The organism is Cellulophaga sp. (genome assembly GCF_039943695.1).
Lineage (GTDB): Bacteria > Bacteroidota > Bacteroidia > Flavobacteriales > Flavobacteriaceae > Cellulophaga.
This window is the reverse complement of sequence record NZ_JBDVAA010000162.1, coordinates 1-21,035: the sequence shown is the minus strand read 5'-3', so window position 1 is coordinate 21,035 and position 21,035 is coordinate 1. Positions and strand designations below refer to the sequence as shown.

Genomic DNA, 21,035 nt, shown 5'->3' with positions numbered 1-21,035 from the left:
CTAACATATAAATTTAATGTCTCTTTTATTACACCCTGGGTATTTTTTAAATATTGCAAACTTTATTGCTATAGCAAATAATAAAGTATGTTGGGAAGTGAATGATAATTACCAAAAGCAAACATTTAGAAACAGAACATATATAGCTGCTGACATTGGCAAGCATATGCTAAACATACCTATTAAACATATAGGTAAATCTAGTGGTAAACAGCTATACAAAGATGTAAAAGTAGAGAATGATTATGCTTGGCAACGCCAACATTGGAGAACACTAGAAACAGCTTATAGAACATCTGCTTTTTTTGAGTTTTATGAAGACGAACTTATTTCTTTATTTGAAAAAAAACATACTTTTTTATTAGATCTAAATTTAGAAACAACATCATTAATATGTGATTTTCTTCAGGTTGATATGCCCCAAGAAAAAACTTCTACTTTTCAAAAAAATCCTAATGATATACTAGATGGCAGACTGCTTGTTTCATCTAAAAGTAAAATAGATTTTAAACAAGAAGAATACTTTCAGGTTTTTAACGATCGTAATGGCTTTATAGAAAACTGCAGTATTTTAGATTTACTTTTTAATGAAGGCACAAATGCACTTACCTATTTGCAAAATCATACACTTAAATTAAACAATGCTTAGGTTTTGCTTACACTACGGTATACACTTTATTGTACCCATATTAATTGGTTATTTTTTTTACAAAGAACAGCGCTCTAGAGCTATTATAATACTTTTAGCCGCTATTTTAATAGATTTAGACCACTTACTTGCCACACCTATTTTTGAAGCTAACAGATGTAGTATTAACTTTCATCCATTACACACCTATTGGGCAATGGTTGTTTATATTGGTTTGTTATTTTTTAAGAAAACAAGAATTTTTGGAATAGCATTACTACTACATATGCTAGCAGATATTGTAGACTGTTTATTTATTAGCTCTTAAATTAAAAGTAGCCATTACAGGAAAATGGTCCGATAGTTTTATATCGTAATTTTTATGCCCAGTAACACTAAATTCATTACTAGCTAAAATAAAATCTATACGAACAGGATAGTATTTAAAATTATAAGTTCTACCATAACCAGTTCCTTTTTTAATAAAACTATCTTGTAAATCTCCTTTTATAGTCCTGTACACATTAGAGTATTGGTTGTTATTAAAATCACCACAAACTATGGTTTTATAAGCCACCTTTTTTCTGTGTTCTTGCACTATTTTAGCTTGGTCTTGTTGCTTTTTAAACGACTTTGTTATTCTGCCATATAATTTAGAAGACTCTTCATTAGAAATTGTCTCAATATCTGGTACAACCTTTAAAGACTCTAAATGTAAATTATAAACTCTTACGGTATCATTCTTATAAAGTATATCTGCAAAACTGGCGTTATTACCTGTATTTGTAAATGACAGGATACCTGTATTTATAATAGGAAACTTAGAATATATTCCTTGCACTGCCTTTTTAACTTTATAATCTGGTGCTACAAAACTATATTTATAATTGTGTTGTAGTTCTTTATACCTAATTCTACTAAATTCTTGAAAACATATAATATCTGGATTCTCTTCTAATACAAAATCAATAATCCTATCCCCTATTTTACCATCAGTAGACCAGCCATTAATATTAAATCCTCTAACATTGTAACTCATCACTTTTAAATCCTTGCTACTAGCCTCTTCACTTTTAAAAGAAAATTTAAAAAAAGAATCTATTAAAAAATAACCTAGAATAAGTACTAACGCAGAAAGTAGTATTCGCCTATTTTTAGCAAGTAACCAATACAAACAAAAAATAACATTAACTAAAACTAATAAAGGTAATGACAGACTAAATACAGATAAAAATGGAAGTACTTTTACAGATATATATGGTGCTAAGTAAGAAACACAAAGTAGTAATGCAAACAAATAATTGAGAACAAATACAATTCTATTAAAAAACGATTGCTTTTTCACTAGTCCTCTTTACCCGCTATAAATAAAAAATCTTTTTCTTTTTTAGATAGACTCTCGTAGCCAGACTTGCTAATTTTATCTAAAATAGCATCAATTTTACGTTGCTTATCTGCCTTTTTACGATCTATAGTTGTTGCTGTATTATGTACTGCTTTATTTGATGCTGATTTAGATGCTGTATTCCTATAAACTGTTTTCATAGGCGCCTTTTTTTCTTTCTTAAAAATATTAGCTAAACTATCCATAAACCTACCAAAACCTGCTCCTATATCTGTGCCATTAGTTAATTGTTTTGCATAAACATAACCTAAAGCTGCACCACCTAAATGACTTAACATTCCGCCTACATTCTGCCCCGTAGATAACCTAACTAAATCTAAAACAACTATTATAACACCCAAATGCCATAATTTTAAATCTATAATTAGCAAACGCACTGTTTGGTTTGGTAAATAAGTACATACAAAAATTAAAACCGCCGTTACACCTGCAGATGCACCAATTAAAACACTATTTTGTCCAAGTAAAGCTGGTATAGTATTATAACCTAGCATAAACAATAAGCCACCTACTATTACTCCTAAAAAATATACATTTAAGAACTTTTTGGCATTAAATAAATTTAAAAAAGTTCTGCCAAAAAAATAGAGCATTAACATATTCCAAAAAATATGTCCTAAACCATTATGAAAAAAAGAATATGTAACAATAGACCAAGGCTGTAAAATAAAATCACCTATGTTTTCTGGCAAATTAAACCATTGCACAATATTTGGCAGCCTAAATAAATTAACAAAGATTAGAGTAGATAAAAAAACAACAACATTAATAGCTATTAATTTTTCAGCAACGTTTAATCTTGCATATTGATATTTTAAATCTCCATTCATTTTTAATTCCAGCGATTGTTGTTAAACTGATTTTTTTTCCAGTACCACATCATAATAAATCCAAAAATGGCACCACCAATATGTGCAAAATGAGCAATTCCGCCACCAAATAAAGAATAACCTGTTATGCCTGAAAATAAATCTATACCAATTAAAACAGGAATAAAATACTTTGCCTTTATTGGAATAGGTAAAAATATCATCATTAATTCGGCATTTGGGAACATCATACCAAAGGCAACTAAAACACCATAAATGGCTCCAGAAGCACCTACTGCTGGCGTATTATAAGCACTTAAAAAATTATCTATTGTACTTTTAGACGCCACATTATACCAGTCTGGCATATATTTACCCTCTGCTATAATACTCATTACGTGCTCCTTACTAACCCCTGAGTTTACAATAGCATCTAAACCTTTATTAAAGTAAAAATAGTTAACACCTGTATGTATTAATGCTGCGCCAATACCAGCAGAAAAATAGAAGAATAAAAATTTATTTTTACCCCACATTTGTTCTAAAGGCGTACCAAAAGCGTACAAAGCATACATATTAAATGCTATATGCATAAAACCTCCGTGCATAAACATATGTGACACCAATTGCCACAATTGAAAATTTTCATTTTCTGGAAACCACAAAGAAAACCACTGGTACATTTGGTCCCCTAGGGTTTCTGTTGCCAAAAAGAAAATAACATTTATTATAATTAAATGCTTAATAACATCTGTAAGTCTACCCATTATATAAATTTTTTATCAATATCATTTTCTGTTATAGTCACATAAATTGGCTTGTTAAACGGACTTACCATAGATTCTGTACACGCAAACAAATCGTTTACCAGCGCAGATTGTGATAATTTATCTAGTACATCTCCTGTTTTAACAGCTAAAGATTTGCACAATGCTTTGCTTAAAACATCTGCTTGTGAAAAACCATCTGCTCCTACATTTTGCTGACAATCTGCCATTAACTCATCAAAAATAGCATCTACTTCTGCCTCTGCTACCATTGGCGGAATACCATTTATTTCTACTACACTTTCGCTGATGTTGCCAAAAACAAAGCCCATAGTAGTTAAATTATCTTTTATTTCTTTAAGTATATCTATTTCTGCTAAAGAAAACGATAGTTGTATTGGAAAAAGTAATTGCTGACTTAATCCTTCATTTAAGGTAACAGTACGTAAAAATTTCTCGTACAACACACGTTGGTGTGCTCTTCCTTGGTCTATTACAACCATACCAGATTTAATAGTAGTTACAATATACTTTCTTTTTAACTGAAATGTAATTGCTGTTGTATCTAAATCATCCTCAGTATCATCAAAAATAGACTTTGTGCTAACTTCAGACTCAAAACTTAATCCTTCAAAACCAGAAGCTTTAACCTCTGTTGGTGCAGTTTCTACATACAAACTCTCCCAACTTTGTGGACTAGGTTTTTTATATGATGAAAAAGAAGAAGATGATGATGATTTAGGAGAATTACTAGAAGTTACCTTTGTTTCTTCTGCAAACGGATTAAAAGTAGAATCTACAGTTACTTTTGGTAATACTGCATTCTTATTTTTATAATCATATGGTGTTTGCAAATTACTATCGTGCTCAAAATCTAGAGTTGGCGCTACATTAAACTGCCCCAAACTATGCTTTATGGTAGACCTTAAAATAGCATATAAAGTCTGCTCATCATCAAACTTAATTTCTGTTTTTGTAGGGTGTATATTTATATCTATTGATGAAGGATCTACTTCTAAATTTAAAAAGTAACCAGGATGTGTACCCGGTTTTATTAACCCTTCAAAAGCAGCAAGTACCGCGTAATGCAAATAATGACTTTTTATAAATCTATTATTTACAAAAAAATACTGTTCTCCTCTACTCTTTTTAGCAAACTCTGACTTACATATAAAACCAGAAACTTTTACAACCTGAGTTTCTTCTTCTACAGGTACTAATTTCTCGTTAGATTTTTTACCAAAAATATTTACTATTCGCTGTCTAAAATTAGACTCTGGCAAATTAAAAAGTTCGCTTCCGTTATTGTAATAATTAAAAGCAATTGTTGGGTGCGCTAAAGCTACTCTATGAAACTCATCTGTAATGTGACGCAATTCTACAGCATCAGACTTTAAAAAATTTCTACGTGCAGGTATGTTAAAAAACAAGTGTTTTACAGCTAAAGAAGTACCCTGTGGTGTAGCAACAACCTCTTGAGATTTAATTTCACTACCCTCTATTTCTATAGCCGTACCTGTTTCTTCGTCAGCTGTTTTGGTCTGCAAATCTACACGAGCAATTGCCGCAATAGAAGCCAAAGCCTCACCTCTAAACCCTTTTGTGTTTAGATTAAATAAATCTTCTGCACTTTGTATTTTAGATGTTGCGTGGCGCTCAAAACTAAGTCTAGCGTCTGTAGCACTCATACCAACACCGTTATCTACAACTTGTATTAGAGATTTACCACCATCTTTTATAATTAATTTTATAGTTGTTGCTCCTGCGTCTATTGCATTTTCTAGTAGTTCTTTAACTACAGATGCTGGTCGCTGAACAACTTCACCAGCTGCAATTTGGTTTGCAACGTGGTCCGGTAAAAGTTTTATGATATCTGCCATTATTTTATGGAGAATATTGAAAGGTCAAAGTCTATAATGTATAAAAAAGCGAAAACTAAAATGGTAATAATAATAGCCATTCTTATTTTCATATTTCTGTCTCCCTCTTTGCGTAAGTCAGAAAAAGCGTTTCCAAACTTACTTTTTAATCCTTGCCTTGGGCCAACAGTTGTACGGTATTGATCTAGTTTATGCTGAATTTTATACGGGTTACCCTCACCTTTATCATCAAAATAACGAGGCTTGTATTCGTACGATTTATTCTTCCGTAATCTTGTAAATTTTCCCATAATAGCTAGATTTTCAAAGGTACTTAAAAACACAAAAAATAGCACAGATACTATGCCAAAACTTGTTAACAAGTCAAAATAGCATAAAAAGGCTAAAATCAATATAAAAAAAACTCCTAAAAATCTTTATTAAAAAAGACTCTTAGGAGTAATTATATGATATTTAAAACAGAGTTTAGTTTCCTAAAGCTACCATTTTAATTGCTGCTATAGCTGCTTCTGTACCTTTATTACCGTGCTTACCACCACTACGGTCTATTGCTTGTTGTAAGTTATTGTCTGTAAGCACACAAAAAATAACTGGTGTATCTGTTTGTACATTTAAGTCTTTTATACCTTGCGCTGTTGCACTACATACAAAATCAAAATGCTTAGTTTCTCCTTGTATAACACTACCAATAGCTATAACTGCATCTACTTTTTGTGTTGCAATCATTTTTTTACTACCAAAAGTAAGTTCAAAACTACCAGGAACATCCCAACGTATAATGTTTTCTTGTACAGCTCCACAATCTAATAATGCTTCTATTGCACCATTATATAATCCTTCTGTAACTTCTGTGTTCCATTCTGAAACAACAATCCCAAACCGAAAATCTTTCGCGTTTGGGATTGAAGCCTTATCGTAAACTGATAAATTTTTATTAGCCGTAGCCATATCTTTCTTATTTTGCTTTTCCTATAAATGCATCAATAGTTGTTGCTTCTATAGATGCAGAGTATTCGCTTTTAATTCTTTCAAAGAATTTTAACGCTTTATCTTTTTCTCCTAATTCTAAAGCTGCAATACCCGCTTTGTATAAATACCTTGGAGTTGTAAAATCATTATCTCCTTGTGCAATTGCTTTTTCATAATATCCTAAAGCATCTTCAGTTTGGTTTAACTGCATAAAAGAATCTCCTATACCACCTTTTGCTAAAGCGCCTAAAGTAACATTATCTGTACTAAAGTCTTCTAAATGGTTAATTGCCTCTTTATAATTTTTTAAATTTAAGTAAGCCATACCTGCAGAATAACTAGCTAAGTTAGCTGTTGGTGTACCACTGTAGTCCTTAATAATATCTAAAAATCCGTATTTACCTTCAGAACCGTTTAAAGCTAAAGTTAATAGTGAATCTTTGTTTGCAGATGTATTGTTTAATGCTTGGTCTAAGTATTGCTGTGGGTAATACATTTCGTTATTAGCATCGTTTATTTTTGGATTTTGCACAAAATTAACATAAGCTAAGTAACCTAAAATACCAACGGCAATAACACCAATAACACCTAAAATTACTTTTTGGTTCTTTGCTACCCATTCTTCAGATTTAGACGCACTTTCATCTAAAGTATTAAAAACTTCTGCAGTTGTGCTATCTTGTTCTTGTACTTCTACTTCTTCTTCTTTAGTCTTTGGTTTGTATCCTCGCTTTTTATATGTAGCCATAGTTAATTTTGTTAATCGCGCAAAAATAAAGTTTTTATTGAAATTTAAAACCTTATTTATTCGTTATTTTTCAATAATTTGCGACTTCTCTTATATTTTCAAAATAAAACTTGCCAAAAACAGAATGCTTTTAAAGAAATTATCTCTTGTAAATTATAAAAATTTTGACTCTAAGGAATTTGATTTTGATGCTAAAATAAACTGCTTTGTTGGTAGTAATGGCGTAGGAAAAACAAATATTTTAGATGCTATTTACCACTTATCTTTTGGCAAAAGTTATTTTAACCCAATTGCCTCACAAAACATAAAACACGGTGAAGATTTTTTTGTTGTAGATGGCTTGTTTTTTAAAGGAGAAAGAGATGAAAAAATAATTTGTAGCTTAAAAAAAGGTGCAAAAAAGGTAATTAAACGAAATGGTAAAGCATATGATAAGTTTTCTGATCATATTGGTTTTTTACCTTTAGTTATTATATCGCCTGCAGATCGCGATCTTATTTTAGAAGGTAGTGACACAAGACGTAAGTTTATAGATGGTGTAATATCACAATCTAACAAAGAGTATTTAACTGCCCTTTTAAAATACAACAAGATACTTTTACAGCGTAATTCTTTACTAAAATACTTTGCTGTAAACCATACTTTTGACAAAACAACACTTAGTGTCTATAATGAACAATTGCAAGAATACGGTAGTGTAATACACAAAGAACGTGTTGCTTTTTTAGATGCTTTTATTCCTATTTTTAAAGAGCAATACGCAGCTATTTCTGGAGGCAAAGAAAATGTTACCATTACTTACAATAGTAAATTACTAGAAAAAAGTTTATTGCAGTTGTTTGATGAAAGTTTAGAAAAAGACAGAGCTGTACAATACACAACTGTAGGTACACATAAAGACGATTTATCTTTTGAGATTAATGAATATCCTGTTAAAAAATTTGGTAGTCAAGGACAACAAAAATCATTTTTAATTGCTTTAAAATTAGCGCAGTTTAATTTTATAAAAGAACAAGCTAAAACAACTCCTATTTTATTATTAGATGATATTTTTGATAAGCTAGACGAGAACCGAGTAGCACAAATTGTATCTTTAGTAGATGATGATAATTTTGGACAAATTTTTATTAGTGACACACACGCAGACCGTACTGAAAATGTGGTAAAAAATATACACCAGAGTTACAAGATATTTAAACTTTAATAGCTAAGTATTACGGTTTTCGTTTTTATTATCAGAAAATAAAATAAGACCAAAACTTACTCTTATTTTATACCTAAATTTGCAAAACAAGCGTATCATCTGCCTAAAAAATAAGTCTTAAAATGAAAAAAATAATCTTTTTACTTGCTACAATACTGGTTATAGGATGTAACAGTAAAACCACTGTAAAAAAAGAAGATTTGCACCTCCTAAACGGATATTGGGAAATTAGCCAAGTTTTTTTTGCAGACGGTAGCAGCAAAAATTATAAAGCTAGTCCTATGGTAGATTTTTTTAAGATTGATAATCTAAAAGGATTTAGAACAAAATTACAGCCAAAAATAGGAGGTACTTTTAACACAAATAAAGATATAGACAAGGTATTAATTACCCAAAAAGAAACTACTTTTTCCATACTATACACAAACGACCTTACCCAGAGAGAAGAAGAATTGCTAAATCTTACACAAGACTCTTTTACTGTAAAGGATACCGAACAAATTACATACGTTTACAAACGCTACCAACCTATACAAATAGACTAATAATGGCAAAACGAAAAAAAGAAAACCTACAACTAGGAGATCTTTTACAAGATTTTATTAAAGAAAACAAGTTAGACCGTGGTATAAACGTTGTAGATACACGTACTGCCTGGAAAAACCTTATGGGGCCAGGCGTAAACAACTACACTACCGCTGTAGAGTTGCGAGGCGGAACTTTGTATGTGTCTTTAAGTTCTTCTGTTTTAAGAGAAGAATTAAGTCACGGAAATTCTAAAATAATAAAAATGATAAATGAAGATTTAGGTAAAGAAGTAGTAAAAAAACTAGTACTACGCTAAACTAAATTTTATTTTAAAGCATAAAAAAACCATCAAGTAATACTTGATGGTTTTTTAGTATTTTTTGTGTGAGATCTAGAAAATTTCTCTTCCAGAAAAATGGAAAGCTCCTTCAATAGCAGCATTCTCATCACTATCAGATCCGTGTACTGCATTTTCTCCTATAGAAGTTGCATATAATTTACGAATAGTACCTTCTGCAGCTTCAGCTGGGTTAGTAGCACCAATAAGAGCTCTAAAATCTTCAACAGCGTTATCTTTTTCTAAGATAGCAGCAACAATAGGACCTCTAGTCATAAATTCTACTAACTCTCCAAAAAACGGACGCTCGTTATGTACAGCGTAAAATGCTTCTGCATCTCTTGTGCTTAACTGCGTATATTTCATAGCTACAATTTTAAAACCTGCAGATGTAATTTTTTCTAAAATACCACCAATGTGACCATTTTCTACACCGTCTGGCTTAATCATTGTAAAAGTTCTGTTTGTAATCATCGTCTTTTTAATTTTTTGCAAAAATAATGCTTTTAATATAACACGCAACAAATTAACTTAAAAGCTTGTAAAGCAACCGTTAATAGATTGTTAGGTTTATGATTACAAGCTACTTAATACGTTTGTTTTAATTCTCCTAACACTTGCCCATTATCTCCCATCATCTTAAAATCTACCGTTTTAGTTTTAAAATCAAAATTTAAAAGTCCAAAGCTTTTTACAAAAACTACCTCTCCTACTCTATATGGGTTTTCTTCTCCATTAAAGCCTGTGTAAGTATGAGTTAAACCACTACTTGTAAAATCTACCAAAGGATAATTTAGATCTTTTACCGTATCTACAGAAAACTCAGATATATGTCTGTCGCCAGATAAAATAATTGTTCCTTTAGCCTTGCTTTCTACTAATAATTTTTTCAACCTATCTACTTCATGCGGAAAATTCCCCCAGCCTTCAAAACCGTGTTTATTAGACAAGTACTGTACACTACTAATTAGCACGTTAAAATCTGCATCAGAATTTACAAGCTCGTTTGTTAGCCATTTCCACTGTTCTTCACCTAAAATAGTTCCCTCTCCGTAAACATTAGGTTGTACACGTCTTTTTTTACTTGTAGATGGTGTTAAAGCCGTTCTAAAATAGCGTGTATCTAAAACCAAAACTTTTATTTTCCCCTCTGGCAAGTTGTAATTATGAACAGCGTAAACACCTTCTCTTGTTCTACGAGGACTATCTTTAGCCACATCCATAAAGTCCAAAAACTCTTGTTCACTTTCCTTCTTTGCCTTAAACTCTGCGCCACCATCATTTAAACCATAATCATGATCATCCCAAGTACCAATTACAGGAACCTTTTCTTTTAATTGTTTATATCCCGGAACATTATCTTGAGCCGCATAAATAGCTCTTATTTTTTCTATATTATCTGTATCTGCATAGATAATGTCTCCTCCCCAAATCCATAGATTAGGGTTTGTAGAAAGTATATCATCCCACAAAGGGTTTACCTCATCATGCTTATTACAAGATCCAAAAGCAATTGTAAAATCTGTTTTAGTATTTAATGCTACTGCTGGTTCTATAGTTTTTACTGTTTTACAAGATGCAAAAGCAACTAACAAACCAAGAACAAAAATAGTTTTCTTCAAAATATTGAATTTATAATTTAAGTAACAATTTTAAGACTATTTTTTTACATACTAAAGCAATATATAAGGTATTAACTTAAACATAAGATTGCAAGTTTATAAATACTGTTCTGTATTTTGAGCATTTACTAAAAACACTATCTTTGGTGCTTATGAATATAGAAGATAGTAAAGTGGTGCAGTCGTTACTTAGCTCACCACAAAAAATAGTTATAATACCACATAAAAATCCAGATGGTGATGCAATTGGCTCTACTTTAGGCTTAATGCACTACCTAAAAAACAGAGGTCAAGATGCTGTAGTTATTGCTCCTAACGATTTTCCTAAGTTTTTAAAATGGATGCCAGGACAAGAAGAAATTATCATTTTTGAGAATGATAAAGATTTTGCTCAAAAGCATATTACAGAGGCTAGTCTAATTTTTACATTAGATTTTAATCATTTATCTCGCGTTGGTTTTATGCAAGAAAGTTTAGAAGCAGCAGATGGCACATTTATAATGATAGATCATCACCAAGCACCATCAGACTATGCAAAAGTTACCTATTCTGATGTGCATATGAGCTCTACTTGCGAAATGGTTTACAATTTTATTGAAGCTATAGAAGATACTTCTAAAATTACTGCCGATATTGCCAATTGCTTGTATACAGGTATAATGACAGATACTGGCTCTTTTAAGTACTCATCTACAACAAGTAGAACACACCGTGTTGTTGCAGATCTAATAGATAAGGGTGCAGAGAATATGGCCATACATAATAAGGTATTTGACACCAACTCTCCTAGTAGACTACATATATTAGGTTGTGCCCTAAAAAATATGGTTATTCTAGAAGATTACAATACCGCATACATTACTCTTAGCCAAGAAGAATTAGATGAAAATGGCTTTAAAAAGGGAGATACAGAGGGTATTGTTAATTACGGACTCACGTTAGACAATATTATTTTTGCCGTTATTTTTATTGAAAATAAAGACGAAGGAATTATAAAAATATCGTTTAGATCTCAAGGAAATTTTTCTGTGAACGAATTTGCAAGAGCTAATTTTGAAGGTGGAGGGCACGATAATGCAGCTGGCGGAAAAAGTGATATATCTCTACAGGAAACAACAGACAAGTTTGTTGGGTTGTTAGACAAATATAAAGATCAATTAAAAGGATGAAAAAAAATATATACTTAGTTTTAGTTTTATGCTTTATTAGTTGTGACGGTCCAGAACCACGTAGACCAATAAAAGTTAAAACAGGTAGTTACATTAAACAATCTATAGAACGTAATAAATTATTACTAGCTAAAGAAGAATCTACTATACAGGCTATTATTAAAAAAGACTCTACACATACTTATGTAACAGGCACAAATGGTTCTTGGTATTATTACAATACTAAAAATGAGCAAGAAAAACAGACCATACAACCAGATGATTTGGTTACAATGCGCTATAGCTTATTAAATTTAAACAACGATACTATTTATGGCTTTAATGATATTGGTACTATACAATATAAGGTAGACAAGCAAGAACTTTTTTTAGGCTTACGCACAAGCGTTAAACTTTTAAAAGAAAACGAAACTGCTACCTTCTTTTTTCCGTCTTCATTAGGTTATGGTTATCACGGAGATGACCATAAAATTGGAACTAATGTTCCTTTAAAAGCAGTTGTATCAATATTAAAAGTAGAAAAGGATAGTATTCTAAATTAACAACAAACAAAAAAAGTAAAATGAAAAAAAGTTTTTTAATATTATTAATGGCCGCTACTGCAATAGTAGGTTGTAAATCTGGACAATATGCAGATTTAGAAGATGGTTTATATGCTGACATAAAAACCAATAAAGGTGATATGTTAGTTAAATTAGAATACCAATTAGCACCAGTTACTGTTGCTAACTTTGTTTCATTGGCAGAAGGAAAAAGTCCGTTTGTTAGTGAAGAATATAAAGGAAAAAAATATTATGATGGTATTATTTTTCATAGAGTAATGAAAGATTTTATGATTCAAGGTGGTGACCCAACTGGTAGTGGTATGGGCAACCCTGGTTATAAATTTAAAGATGAGTTTAGTGATTCTCTTCGTCATACTAAAAAAGGTATTTTATCTATGGCTAATTCTGGTCCAAAAACAAACGGTAGCCAGTTTTTTATTACTCACGCCCCTACTCCTTTTCTTGATGGTTTAGATGAATTTGGAAATTTAAAAAATTGTGACAACCCAAGAGTTGGTTGTCATTCTGTTTTTGGCGAAGTTATTAGAGGCATAGAGGTTGTAGATTCTATTGCAAATGTAAAAGTAGCAGCAAAAAACAGACCCATAGAAGATGTTGTAATTTCTACTATAGAAATAGTAAAAAAAGGTAAAGAAGCTAAAAAGTTCGACGCTATTAAAGTGATGACAGCTTATTTTGATGAGGAAAAAGAAGAAGAGAAAAAACAACTTGCCCTAGCCGAAGAAGCTAAAAAAACTGAAGCTGCTTTTGCTGCGGAAACAGCAGAACAAATTAAAAAAGCAGAAACATTACCTTCTGGATTAAAAGTACTAGTACTTAATGAAGGAACTGGGAAAAAACCAAGAATAGGACAAAAAGCTTTAGTTAATTATGCTGGCTGGTTAAGTAACGGTACTTTGTTTGATACTACAATGGAGGACGTAGCTAAAAAGTTTGGCCAATATGATATTATTTATAAAATGCACAGTAACGACTTAAGTCCTTATCCAATGGAGTACAGTCCAGAATCTAGGCTAACTGCTGGTTTTAAAGAAGGCTTATTACGTATGAAGGTTGGAGACAAGGTTCGTTTGTTTATTCCTCCACATTTAGGGTACGGTGAACAAGGTGGTGGACCAATACCTCCAAATGCAGATTTAATTTTTGATGTAGAAATTACTGGCATTCAATAGAGTAGAATTCTCTTAACAAAATTTACCATTAAATTAAAGGATCGCGTTTGGCGGTCCTTTTTATTTGTAGTACATTTACTACAAATTAATTCTCCCCATATAACCTTTAATTTAATAACTTTACTATGAAAACAATTGCATTAAAAACAGTATTATTAGCATTTATACTATCTTTTTTGTCCTGTGACAACTCGTCCAGCGACTTATCAGATATAATTAATGGTAACGATACACAAGAAGAGACTACAGACGAAGAAGAAACAAGTAGCGCAAGAGCAAAAACAGTTGTAGATGCTTACGGACAATTAAGCGTTAAAGGCAGTAAAATTGTAAACAAAAATGACAAACCTATTCAATTACGTGGAATGTCTTTATTTTGGAGCCAATGGATGCCTCAATACTACACAAAAGGTACTGTTTCTTGGTTAAAAAATGACTGGAACGCTACTATTGTTAGAGCGGCTATGGCTGTAGAAGATAACGATGGTTATCTTAGTAACCCTGAAAGAGAAAAAGCTAAAGTATTTACAGTAATTGACGCTGCTATAGAACAAGGTATTTATGTAATTGTAGATTGGCATAGTCACCACGCAGAAGATCACTTAAACGAGGCTAAAAAATTCTTTGCAGAAGTTGCTCAAAAATATGGTAACGCACCAAACATTATTTACGAAATTTATAACGAACCTTTAGATGGTGTTTCTTGGAACAATACACTTAAGCCATACCACGAAGCTGTTATTAAAGAGATTAGAAAATATGATCCAGACAACATTGTAATATGTGGAACAAGAGTATGGTCACAACGTGTAGATGAAGTAATTGGTAACGAAATTAATGACGATAACGTTGCCTATACATTACACTATTATGCTGCAAGTCACAAACAATATCTTAGAGATGTTGCTAAGCAAGCTATAGATAATGACTTGGCTATTTTTGTTACAGAATACGGAACAACACAATATACTGGAGATGGTTATGTAGACTCTGCAGAAAGTAAAACATGGTGGAAATTTTTAGATGATAACAAAATATCATGGTGTAACTGGTCTATTGCAGATAAAAACGAGAAATCTGCTGCATTAACTCCTGGAGCTAGTGGAAATGGTAATTGGAGTTTAGACCAAGTAACTGAATCTGGAAAATTAGTACGAACAGAATTAATAGAAAAAAATCCTAAGTTCTAATTAGGGTAAAAAATGAAGTTTACTATAAAGCCCCATTTGGAAATTTCCAAATGGGGCTTTTATATTATAGTTATATATTCTTATTCTGGACTATTTTTTAAAACCTCTAAAGTAAATTTCCAAAACTTTTGTACAGATGAAATACTTACACGTTCATCTGGTGAGTGCGCTCCTTTTATAGTTGGTCCAAAACTAATCATATCCATATCTGGGTAGTTTTGTCCTAAAATACCACATTCTAAACCTGCGTGGCAAGCCACAACTTTAGCTTTAGCTCCAAAAACAGTTTCATACTGTGCGCTTAATACTTTTAAAATAGCAGAATCTGGATTAGGATTCCATCCTGGGTATTCACCACTAAACTCTACTGTAAAATCTGCCAATTCAAAAACAGACTTTAAGGCATTAGCTAAATCCATTTTGCCTGAGTTAACAGAAGATCTAGTTAAACATCCTATTTTAACGGCACCATCTTTAACAATAACTCTTGCTATGTTATTAGACGTTTCTACTAAATCTGCAATACTAGCACTCATAGCATACACTCCATTATGCGCCGCATATAAACCACGTAGCATTTTATGCTGTGCATCCTTCTCCATTACGTTTTCTGGCAATGCTACCTCAGATAATGTAATAGTCAAGTTAGGCTCAGTAACTTTTAATTCACCTTTTATCGTAGTAACCCATTCTTCAAAATTAGTCAAAAATGTATCTGTTACTTTTATAGCTACAATAGCATTACTTTCTCTTGGTATAGCGTTACGTAAACTACCACCATCAATCTCAGAAATAGCCAAATCTGTGGCTAAACTTGTGTTGTAAAGTAACCTATTCATTATTTTATTAGCGTTACCTAAGCCACGGTGAATATCCATACCACTATGACCACCACTTAAACCTTTAACCGTTACTTTGTAACCTGTAAAATTAGCTTGTACTGGTTCTAACTCATAAATTCTTCTAGCAGTAACATCTACTCCTCCTGCACAACCTATATCAATTTCATCATCCTCTTCAGTATCTAAATTTAAAAGAATATCGCCTTGTAAAACACCTCCTTTTAAACCCATTGCACCTGTCATACCAGTTTCTTCATCAATAGTAAACAAAGCCTCTAAAGCAGGGTGTGGTATATTTGTACTTTCTAACAAAGCCATAATTGCAGCAACACCCATACCATTATCCGCACCTAAAGTAGTTCCTTGAGCTCTAACCCAGTCACCATCTACATACATTTGTATTCCTTGAGTATCAAAATCAAAAACAGTATCGTTATTTTTTTGGTGTACCATATCTAAATGAGACTGTAACGTAACCATTTTTTTGTTTTCTAAACCTGGAGTAGCTGGCTTTCTTATAATAACATTACCAACCTCATCTTTTAAAGTTTCCAATTGTAAAGAAGCTCCAAAGTCTAGCATAAACTGTATTACACGCTCTTCTTTTTTAGAAGGTCTTGGTACTGCATTTAAATCTGCAAATTTGTTCCAAACTGCTTTTGGTTCTAACTCTCTTATATCTTTACTCATTTCGTTTTATTTTCTAAGCTTCAAAATTACATAATAGAAAACGATTTTATGCCCTGTATTGCTTATTTTTGATATAATGAAGTCTAAACTAAAAAATGGTATTGTTCTATTTTTACCGCTACAAATAGTATTGGTAAAATGGTTAGCTAACTACCCTACTTTTATTGAAGAATATTATAGCAATGGTATTTATCAATACACTTCTAAGTTTTTTAGATATTTACTGGGGTGGATTCCTTTTTCTGTTGGCGACATTTTATACGCTACTCTTATTGTACTTACCATTAATTACCTTATCACAAAACGAAAATATATAAAGCAAAAACCTCTCATTTTTTTAAGAAATGTAGGGGTAGTATTGTCTATAGCCTATTTTACATTTCATTTTTGTTGGGGATTAAATTACTATAGAGAACCTTTATATAAAACGTTACAAATTAAAGAGAGCCATTCTTTACCAGAACTAGAGTCTTTTGTTTATAGGTTGATAGAAAAAACAAATACAATACATAAGACTATTACAAAAGATAGCACTAAAGCTGTTGTTATGCCTTATAGTAAAGATGAAATTTACAATTTAACCACAATAGGATACAAAGAGTTACAAAAAACATACCCATTATTTAATTACCAAACTTCTAGTTTAAAAACGTCATTATTTAGCACCGGGTTAAGCTATGCTGGTTATGGCGGATATTTAAATCCGTTTACTAATGAAGCTCAAGTAAATGGCAAAATACCTCTGTATAGGTTTCCTGTAGTTGCTGGCCATGAAGCTGGTCACCAAATTGGATATTCTGCAGAAAATGAAACCAATTTTATTGGGTACTTGGTAACTGTTAACAACAACGATACGTACTTTAAATATGCTGCATACTCTTATGCACTTAGTTATTGTTTAAGTGATATTAGGCGAAATAATCCCGAGTTATTTGATGAATTATATGCTAATTTAAATGTTGGAGTTAAAAAAAATTACCAAGAGCTAAGTACTTTTTGGGATAATTATGAAAACCCAATGGAGCCAGTTTTAAAATCTGTATACAGTACTTTTTTAAAAGCAAATAACCAAAAAGACGGAATGAAAAGCTATAGCAGAGTAGTAACTTTACTCGTGGCTTATCATCAAAAATACCCCTTATAATTAGAAATCCTCTGTTATAGTGGTGCATTTACACATTTACCATCAGTAATTTTAACATTTTATTACGATTTTCAAATACCTGTTTACATATCTTTAGACAGACTAATTTACTAATCAACTCAAAAAGAAACCGATATGAGAATACGACTCCTATCGCTTGCCTTATTTTTGGCAAGTGCTACTGTGTTTGCACAGGATTATTTCCCTACAAACACTGGTGTAAAATCTAAAAACAACAATTACACCGCCTTTACAAATGCAAAAATATTTGTTACTCCTACACAAATTGTAGAAAACGGTACACTACTTATTAAAAACGGAAAAGTTATACAAGTGGGCAAAAGTGTAACTGTTCCTAAAAATTCTGTTACTGTAGATTTAAAAGGAAAATCTATTTACCCTTCTTTTATTGATATTTACTCGGATTTTGGTATTGCTAAACCAAAAGCCTCTGGTGGAAGATCTACACAATATGAAGCTACAAGACACGGTTATTATTGGAATGACCACGTTATGCCAGAAAACAATGCGCTATCTGTTTTTAAGTTTGATGCTAAAAAAGCAGCTGAATACCAAAAAGCAGGCTTTGGTGTTGTAAACTCGCATATACAAGATGGTATTGCTCGTGGTACTGGTATACTTGTTACCTTAAATGATGATGGTACTAATAGTGATCGTATTTTAGATGACAGATCTGCTCAGTACTTTTCTTTAACAAGAAGTGCTGTAAAAAATCAATCTTACCCATCTTCGTTAATGGGATCTTTGGCCTTATTAAGACAAATGTATTCTGATGCTACTTGGTATGCAAACGGCAATAGTGACACAAAAGATTTGTCTTTAGAAGCTCTTAATAAAAACAAAGGTTTGGTACAAATTTTTGAAGCCGGAGACAAAGGGCACGCGCTTAGAGCTGACAAAATAGGAGACGCTAATAATATACAATATGTAATATTAGCTGGTGGTAATGAGTACGAAAGCATTGCTGACATTAAAGCAACAAATGCCACTTACATTCTACCTATAAATTTCCCTGTAGCTTACGATGTTTCTAACCCATACCAAGCAGACAATGTTTCTTTGGCAGATATGAGAGGTTGGAACCAAGCACCATCTAATCCTAAAGTATTAGCGGATAATGGTGTACCATTTACCTTTACAACTCACGATCTTAAGTCGCCAGCGGCTTTTAAAGATAAATTATTAAGAGCTATAGCTTATGGTTTACCAAAAACTAAAGCTCTAGAAGCTTTAACAACGGTACCTGCACAAATACTTGGAAAATCTAATCAAATAGGTTCATTACAAAAAGGTAGCTATGCTAACTTTTTAATTACTTCGGGTGATATTTTTGATAAAAGTACTGCTCTTTATGAAAACTGGGGTCAAGGTCAAAAAAATGTAATTACAAACAAAGATGTTAAGGATATTAGTGGCAAGCATAACCTTGCTATAAATGGTAATATATATAAGTTAGAAATTAAAGGTGCTGCTGATAAACCTTCTGCAACCTTAAAACAAGATTCTACAACTATAAAATCTAAATTTTCTTATAAAGAAGACTGGATAGATCTTGCTTTTACTACTAATGAAGGAGAAAAAAGATATAGAATGACAGGTGTTGTATCGCCTGCATCTGATAATATTAGTGGTAAGCTTGTATTACCAAATGGATCAGAATCTACTTTTATTGCTACAAAAACAGGTGATGTAGATAAAAAAGATAAGACTAAAAAGGATAATAATACTCCAGAGTTATTACCTATAACTTACCCTAATGTTGGTTATGGTTATACAACTAAACCTAAACAAGAAAACATTTTATTTAAAAATGCTACGGTTTGGACTAGTGAAGATGCTGGTATTTTAAAAAACACAGACGTACTTGTTAAAAAAGGTAAAATTGTAAAAATTGGTTCTAATTTAAGTGCGGGTGGTGCTACAGTTGTAGATGCTACAGGCAAACACTTAACTGCTGGTATTATAGATGAGCATTCACATATTGCTGGTTTAAGTATTAATGAAGGCGGGCAAAATTCTTCTGCAGAGGTTAAAATGGAAGATGTAGTAGATAATGAAGACGTAGATATTTACCGTAACCTTGCTGGTGGCGTAACATCTATTCAATTATTACACGGTTCTGCAAACCCAATTGGAGGACGTTCTGCCTTATTAAAATTAAAATGGGGAGAAAGTGCAAATGAAATGATTTATGACAACTCTCCTAAGTACATAAAGTTTGCGCTTGGTGAAAATGTAAAGCAAAGTAACTGGGGTAGCCGTTCTCGTTTTCCACAAACTAGAATGGGTGTTGAGCAGATGTTTATAGATTATTTTCAGCGTGGTAAGGAATACGATGAAAAAAAGAAAAGCGGACAACCATATCGTTATGATGAGGAAATGGAAGTTATTGCCGAAATTATAAACGGAGAACGTTTTATTAGTTGTCACTCTTACGTACAATCAGAAATTAATATGTTAATGAAGGTTGCTGAAAAGTTTAATTTTAGAGTAAACACTTTTACGCACATTTTAGAAGGATATAAAGTTGCTGACAAAATGAAAGAACACGGAGCTGGTGCATCTACATTTAGTGACTGGTGGGCTTATAAGTACGAAGTTAACGATGCTATACCATATAACGCTGCAATAATGCAAAGTCAAGGTATTACTGTTGCTATCAATAGTGATGACGCAGAAATGTCTAGAAGATTAAACCAAGAAGCTGCTAAAACTGTAAAGTACGGAGATATGACCGAGTTAGAAGCTTGGAAAATGGTTACAATTAATCCTGCTAAATTATTACACTTAGACAACCGCGTAGGTAGTATTAAAGAAGGTAAAGATGCAGATTTAGTACTTTGGAACAACCACCCATTATCTGTTTATGCAAAAGCAGAAAAAACATTAATAGAAGGTGTTGTTTATTTTGATTTAGAAAAAGACAAACAACAAAGAGCGGCTATTAAAAACGAAAGAAACAAGCTTATTGCAATGATGCTTGAAGAAAAAGAAGGTGGAAAACCAACGCAAAAGCCTATTAAGAAACAAAAACCTAAGTTCCATTGTGATACTATGGATACGGAGTGGTAAACCTAATAGACAACATATAAAATAATAAAAATGAAAAAAATTATATATATACTGCTAGTATTTTGCTTTACAGCAAATGGGTTTGCGCAACAAACACCTGCTAGTCCACAAAAAGAAGCTATTACCATAGAAGGTGCAGTTGCACATTTAGGAGATGGTACTGTTATAGAAAACTCTCTTATTATGTTTGAAGGTGGTAAAATTACCTTTGTAGGAGATGCTAAAATGAAAATTGCTCGTAAAGGGCAAGTTATAGATGCTAAAGGCAAGCA

21 protein-coding genes and 1 pseudogene are annotated in these 21,035 nt (G+C 32.1%); 12 read left to right on the top strand and 10 right to left on the bottom strand.

From position 1 onward, the window contains the following. Positions 1–16 precede the first annotated feature (16 nt). A complete protein-coding gene (locus ABJD66_RS10945) occupies positions 17–649 on the top strand; it encodes a WbqC family protein (protein ID WP_348131415.1) in 633 nt (210 codons plus the stop codon). Then, positions 642–956: a DUF6122 family protein gene (locus ABJD66_RS10940; RefSeq protein WP_348131412.1), complete on the top strand. Its 315-nt coding sequence runs from the start codon at positions 642–644 to the stop codon at positions 954–956. The genes ABJD66_RS10945 and ABJD66_RS10940 overlap by 8 nt, the downstream gene beginning before the upstream one ends. Here ABJD66_RS10940 and ABJD66_RS10935 read toward each other — a convergent pair. The 7 genes from ABJD66_RS10935 to ABJD66_RS10905 all read right to left on the bottom strand — a co-directional run bounded on the left by ABJD66_RS10935 (position 939) and on the right by ABJD66_RS10905 (position 7,206). Beyond that, on the bottom strand, positions 939–1,973 hold the full coding sequence (locus ABJD66_RS10935) for an endonuclease/exonuclease/phosphatase family protein (protein WP_348131409.1): 1,035 nt from the start codon (positions 1,971–1,973) through the stop codon (positions 939–941). The two genes, ABJD66_RS10940 and ABJD66_RS10935, sit on opposite strands and share 18 nt — an antisense overlap. Continuing rightward, a complete protein-coding gene (locus ABJD66_RS10930; protein WP_348131406.1) occupies positions 1,973–2,863 on the bottom strand; it encodes a rhomboid family intramembrane serine protease in 891 nt (296 codons plus the stop codon). Before ABJD66_RS10930 ends, ABJD66_RS10935 begins: the two co-directional genes overlap by 1 nt. 2 nt (positions 2,864–2,865) lie before the next feature. Then, the gene (locus ABJD66_RS10925; protein WP_100895397.1) at positions 2,866–3,609 is read right to left on the bottom strand and encodes a rhomboid family intramembrane serine protease; all 744 of its coding nucleotides are present in this window, start codon (positions 3,607–3,609) and stop codon (positions 2,866–2,868) included. After that, positions 3,609–5,489, bottom strand: coding sequence for a DNA mismatch repair endonuclease MutL (gene mutL / locus ABJD66_RS10920; RefSeq protein ID WP_348131402.1), 1,881 nt, complete (start codon positions 5,487–5,489; stop codon positions 3,609–3,611). Before mutL ends, ABJD66_RS10925 begins: the two co-directional genes overlap by 1 nt. Further along, the gene (locus ABJD66_RS10915) at positions 5,489–5,779 is read right to left on the bottom strand and encodes a riboflavin synthase subunit beta (RefSeq protein WP_100895395.1); all 291 of its coding nucleotides are present in this window, start codon (positions 5,777–5,779) and stop codon (positions 5,489–5,491) included. Before ABJD66_RS10915 ends, mutL begins: the two co-directional genes overlap by 1 nt. A 175-nt stretch (positions 5,780–5,954) precedes the next feature. Then, positions 5,955–6,437 (bottom strand): 6,7-dimethyl-8-ribityllumazine synthase, encoded by a 483-nt coding sequence (ribH, locus tag ABJD66_RS10910; protein WP_100895394.1) that lies wholly within the window; start codon positions 6,435–6,437, stop codon positions 5,955–5,957. Between the two features lie 7 nt (positions 6,438–6,444). Further along, positions 6,445–7,206: a tetratricopeptide repeat protein gene (locus tag ABJD66_RS10905; protein ID WP_348131398.1), complete on the bottom strand. Its 762-nt coding sequence runs from the start codon at positions 7,204–7,206 to the stop codon at positions 6,445–6,447. 124 nt (positions 7,207–7,330) lie between these two features. On the opposite strand from ABJD66_RS10905, the gene ABJD66_RS10900 reads away from it, so the two are divergent. The 3 genes from ABJD66_RS10900 to ABJD66_RS10890 all read left to right on the top strand — a co-directional run bounded on the left by ABJD66_RS10900 (position 7,331) and on the right by ABJD66_RS10890 (position 9,254). Beyond that, positions 7,331–8,410, top strand: a complete 1,080-nt coding sequence (locus tag ABJD66_RS10900) for a DNA replication/repair protein RecF (protein WP_348131395.1) — start codon at positions 7,331–7,333, stop codon at positions 8,408–8,410. 122 nt (positions 8,411–8,532) lie between these two features. Then, positions 8,533–8,955, top strand: a complete 423-nt coding sequence (locus ABJD66_RS10895) for a hypothetical protein (RefSeq protein WP_348131392.1) — start codon at positions 8,533–8,535, stop codon at positions 8,953–8,955. 2 nt (positions 8,956–8,957) lie between these two features. Next, positions 8,958–9,254 carry a DUF721 domain-containing protein gene (locus ABJD66_RS10890; protein ID WP_100895390.1) on the top strand — a complete coding sequence of 99 codons (297 nt, stop codon included), beginning with the start codon at positions 8,958–8,960 and terminating at the stop codon, positions 9,252–9,254. 75 nt (positions 9,255–9,329) lie between these two features. On the opposite strand, the gene ABJD66_RS10885 is transcribed toward ABJD66_RS10890, so the two are convergent. After that, entirely contained in the window at positions 9,330–9,749 is a 420-nt protein-coding gene (locus ABJD66_RS10885) for a nucleoside-diphosphate kinase (RefSeq protein ID WP_100895389.1), read from the bottom strand. Between the two features lie 113 nt (positions 9,750–9,862). Continuing rightward, on the bottom strand, positions 9,863–10,897 hold the full coding sequence (locus ABJD66_RS10880) for an alkaline phosphatase D family protein (RefSeq protein ID WP_100895388.1): 1,035 nt from the start codon (positions 10,895–10,897) through the stop codon (positions 9,863–9,865). Positions 10,898–11,049: 152 nt separating this feature from the next. Between ABJD66_RS10880 and ABJD66_RS10875 the strand changes: the two genes are divergently transcribed. From ABJD66_RS10875 to ABJD66_RS10860, 4 genes are all read left to right on the top strand, one after another. Beyond that, positions 11,050–12,066 (top strand): bifunctional oligoribonuclease/PAP phosphatase NrnA, encoded by a 1,017-nt coding sequence (locus ABJD66_RS10875; RefSeq protein ID WP_348131387.1) that lies wholly within the window; start codon positions 11,050–11,052, stop codon positions 12,064–12,066. Then, positions 12,063–12,608: a gliding motility-associated peptidyl-prolyl isomerase GldI gene (gene gldI / locus ABJD66_RS10870; protein ID WP_348131384.1), complete on the top strand. Its 546-nt coding sequence runs from the start codon at positions 12,063–12,065 to the stop codon at positions 12,606–12,608. Before ABJD66_RS10875 ends, gldI begins: the two co-directional genes overlap by 4 nt. Before the next feature lie 20 nt (positions 12,609–12,628). Further along, the gene (locus tag ABJD66_RS10865; protein ID WP_348131381.1) at positions 12,629–13,804 is read left to right on the top strand and encodes a peptidylprolyl isomerase; all 1,176 of its coding nucleotides are present in this window, start codon (positions 12,629–12,631) and stop codon (positions 13,802–13,804) included. A 125-nt stretch (positions 13,805–13,929) separates the two neighbouring features. Continuing rightward, complete coding sequence (locus ABJD66_RS10860) at positions 13,930–14,994, top strand: glycoside hydrolase family 5 protein (protein WP_100895384.1); 1,065 nt, start codon at positions 13,930–13,932, stop codon at positions 14,992–14,994. Between the two features lie 80 nt (positions 14,995–15,074). Here ABJD66_RS10860 and ABJD66_RS10855 read toward each other — a convergent pair whose 3' ends face one another. Next, the gene (locus ABJD66_RS10855) at positions 15,075–16,526 is read right to left on the bottom strand and encodes an aminoacyl-histidine dipeptidase (protein ID WP_348131378.1); all 1,452 of its coding nucleotides are present in this window, start codon (positions 16,524–16,526) and stop codon (positions 15,075–15,077) included. 76 nt (positions 16,527–16,602) lie between these two features. Between ABJD66_RS10855 and ABJD66_RS10850 the strand changes: the two genes are divergently transcribed. The 3 genes and pseudogenes from ABJD66_RS10850 to ABJD66_RS10840 form a co-directional block, all read left to right on the top strand. After that, entirely contained in the window at positions 16,603–17,670 is a 1,068-nt protein-coding gene (locus ABJD66_RS10850; RefSeq protein WP_348131375.1) for a DUF3810 domain-containing protein, read from the top strand. 135 nt (positions 17,671–17,805) lie between these two features. Further along, complete coding sequence (locus ABJD66_RS10845) at positions 17,806–20,763, top strand: amidohydrolase family protein (RefSeq protein ID WP_348131372.1); 2,958 nt, start codon at positions 17,806–17,808, stop codon at positions 20,761–20,763. Positions 20,764–20,793: 30 nt separating this feature from the next. Next, positions 20,794–21,035, top strand: a pseudogene (locus ABJD66_RS10840) (amidohydrolase); the annotation flags it as partial.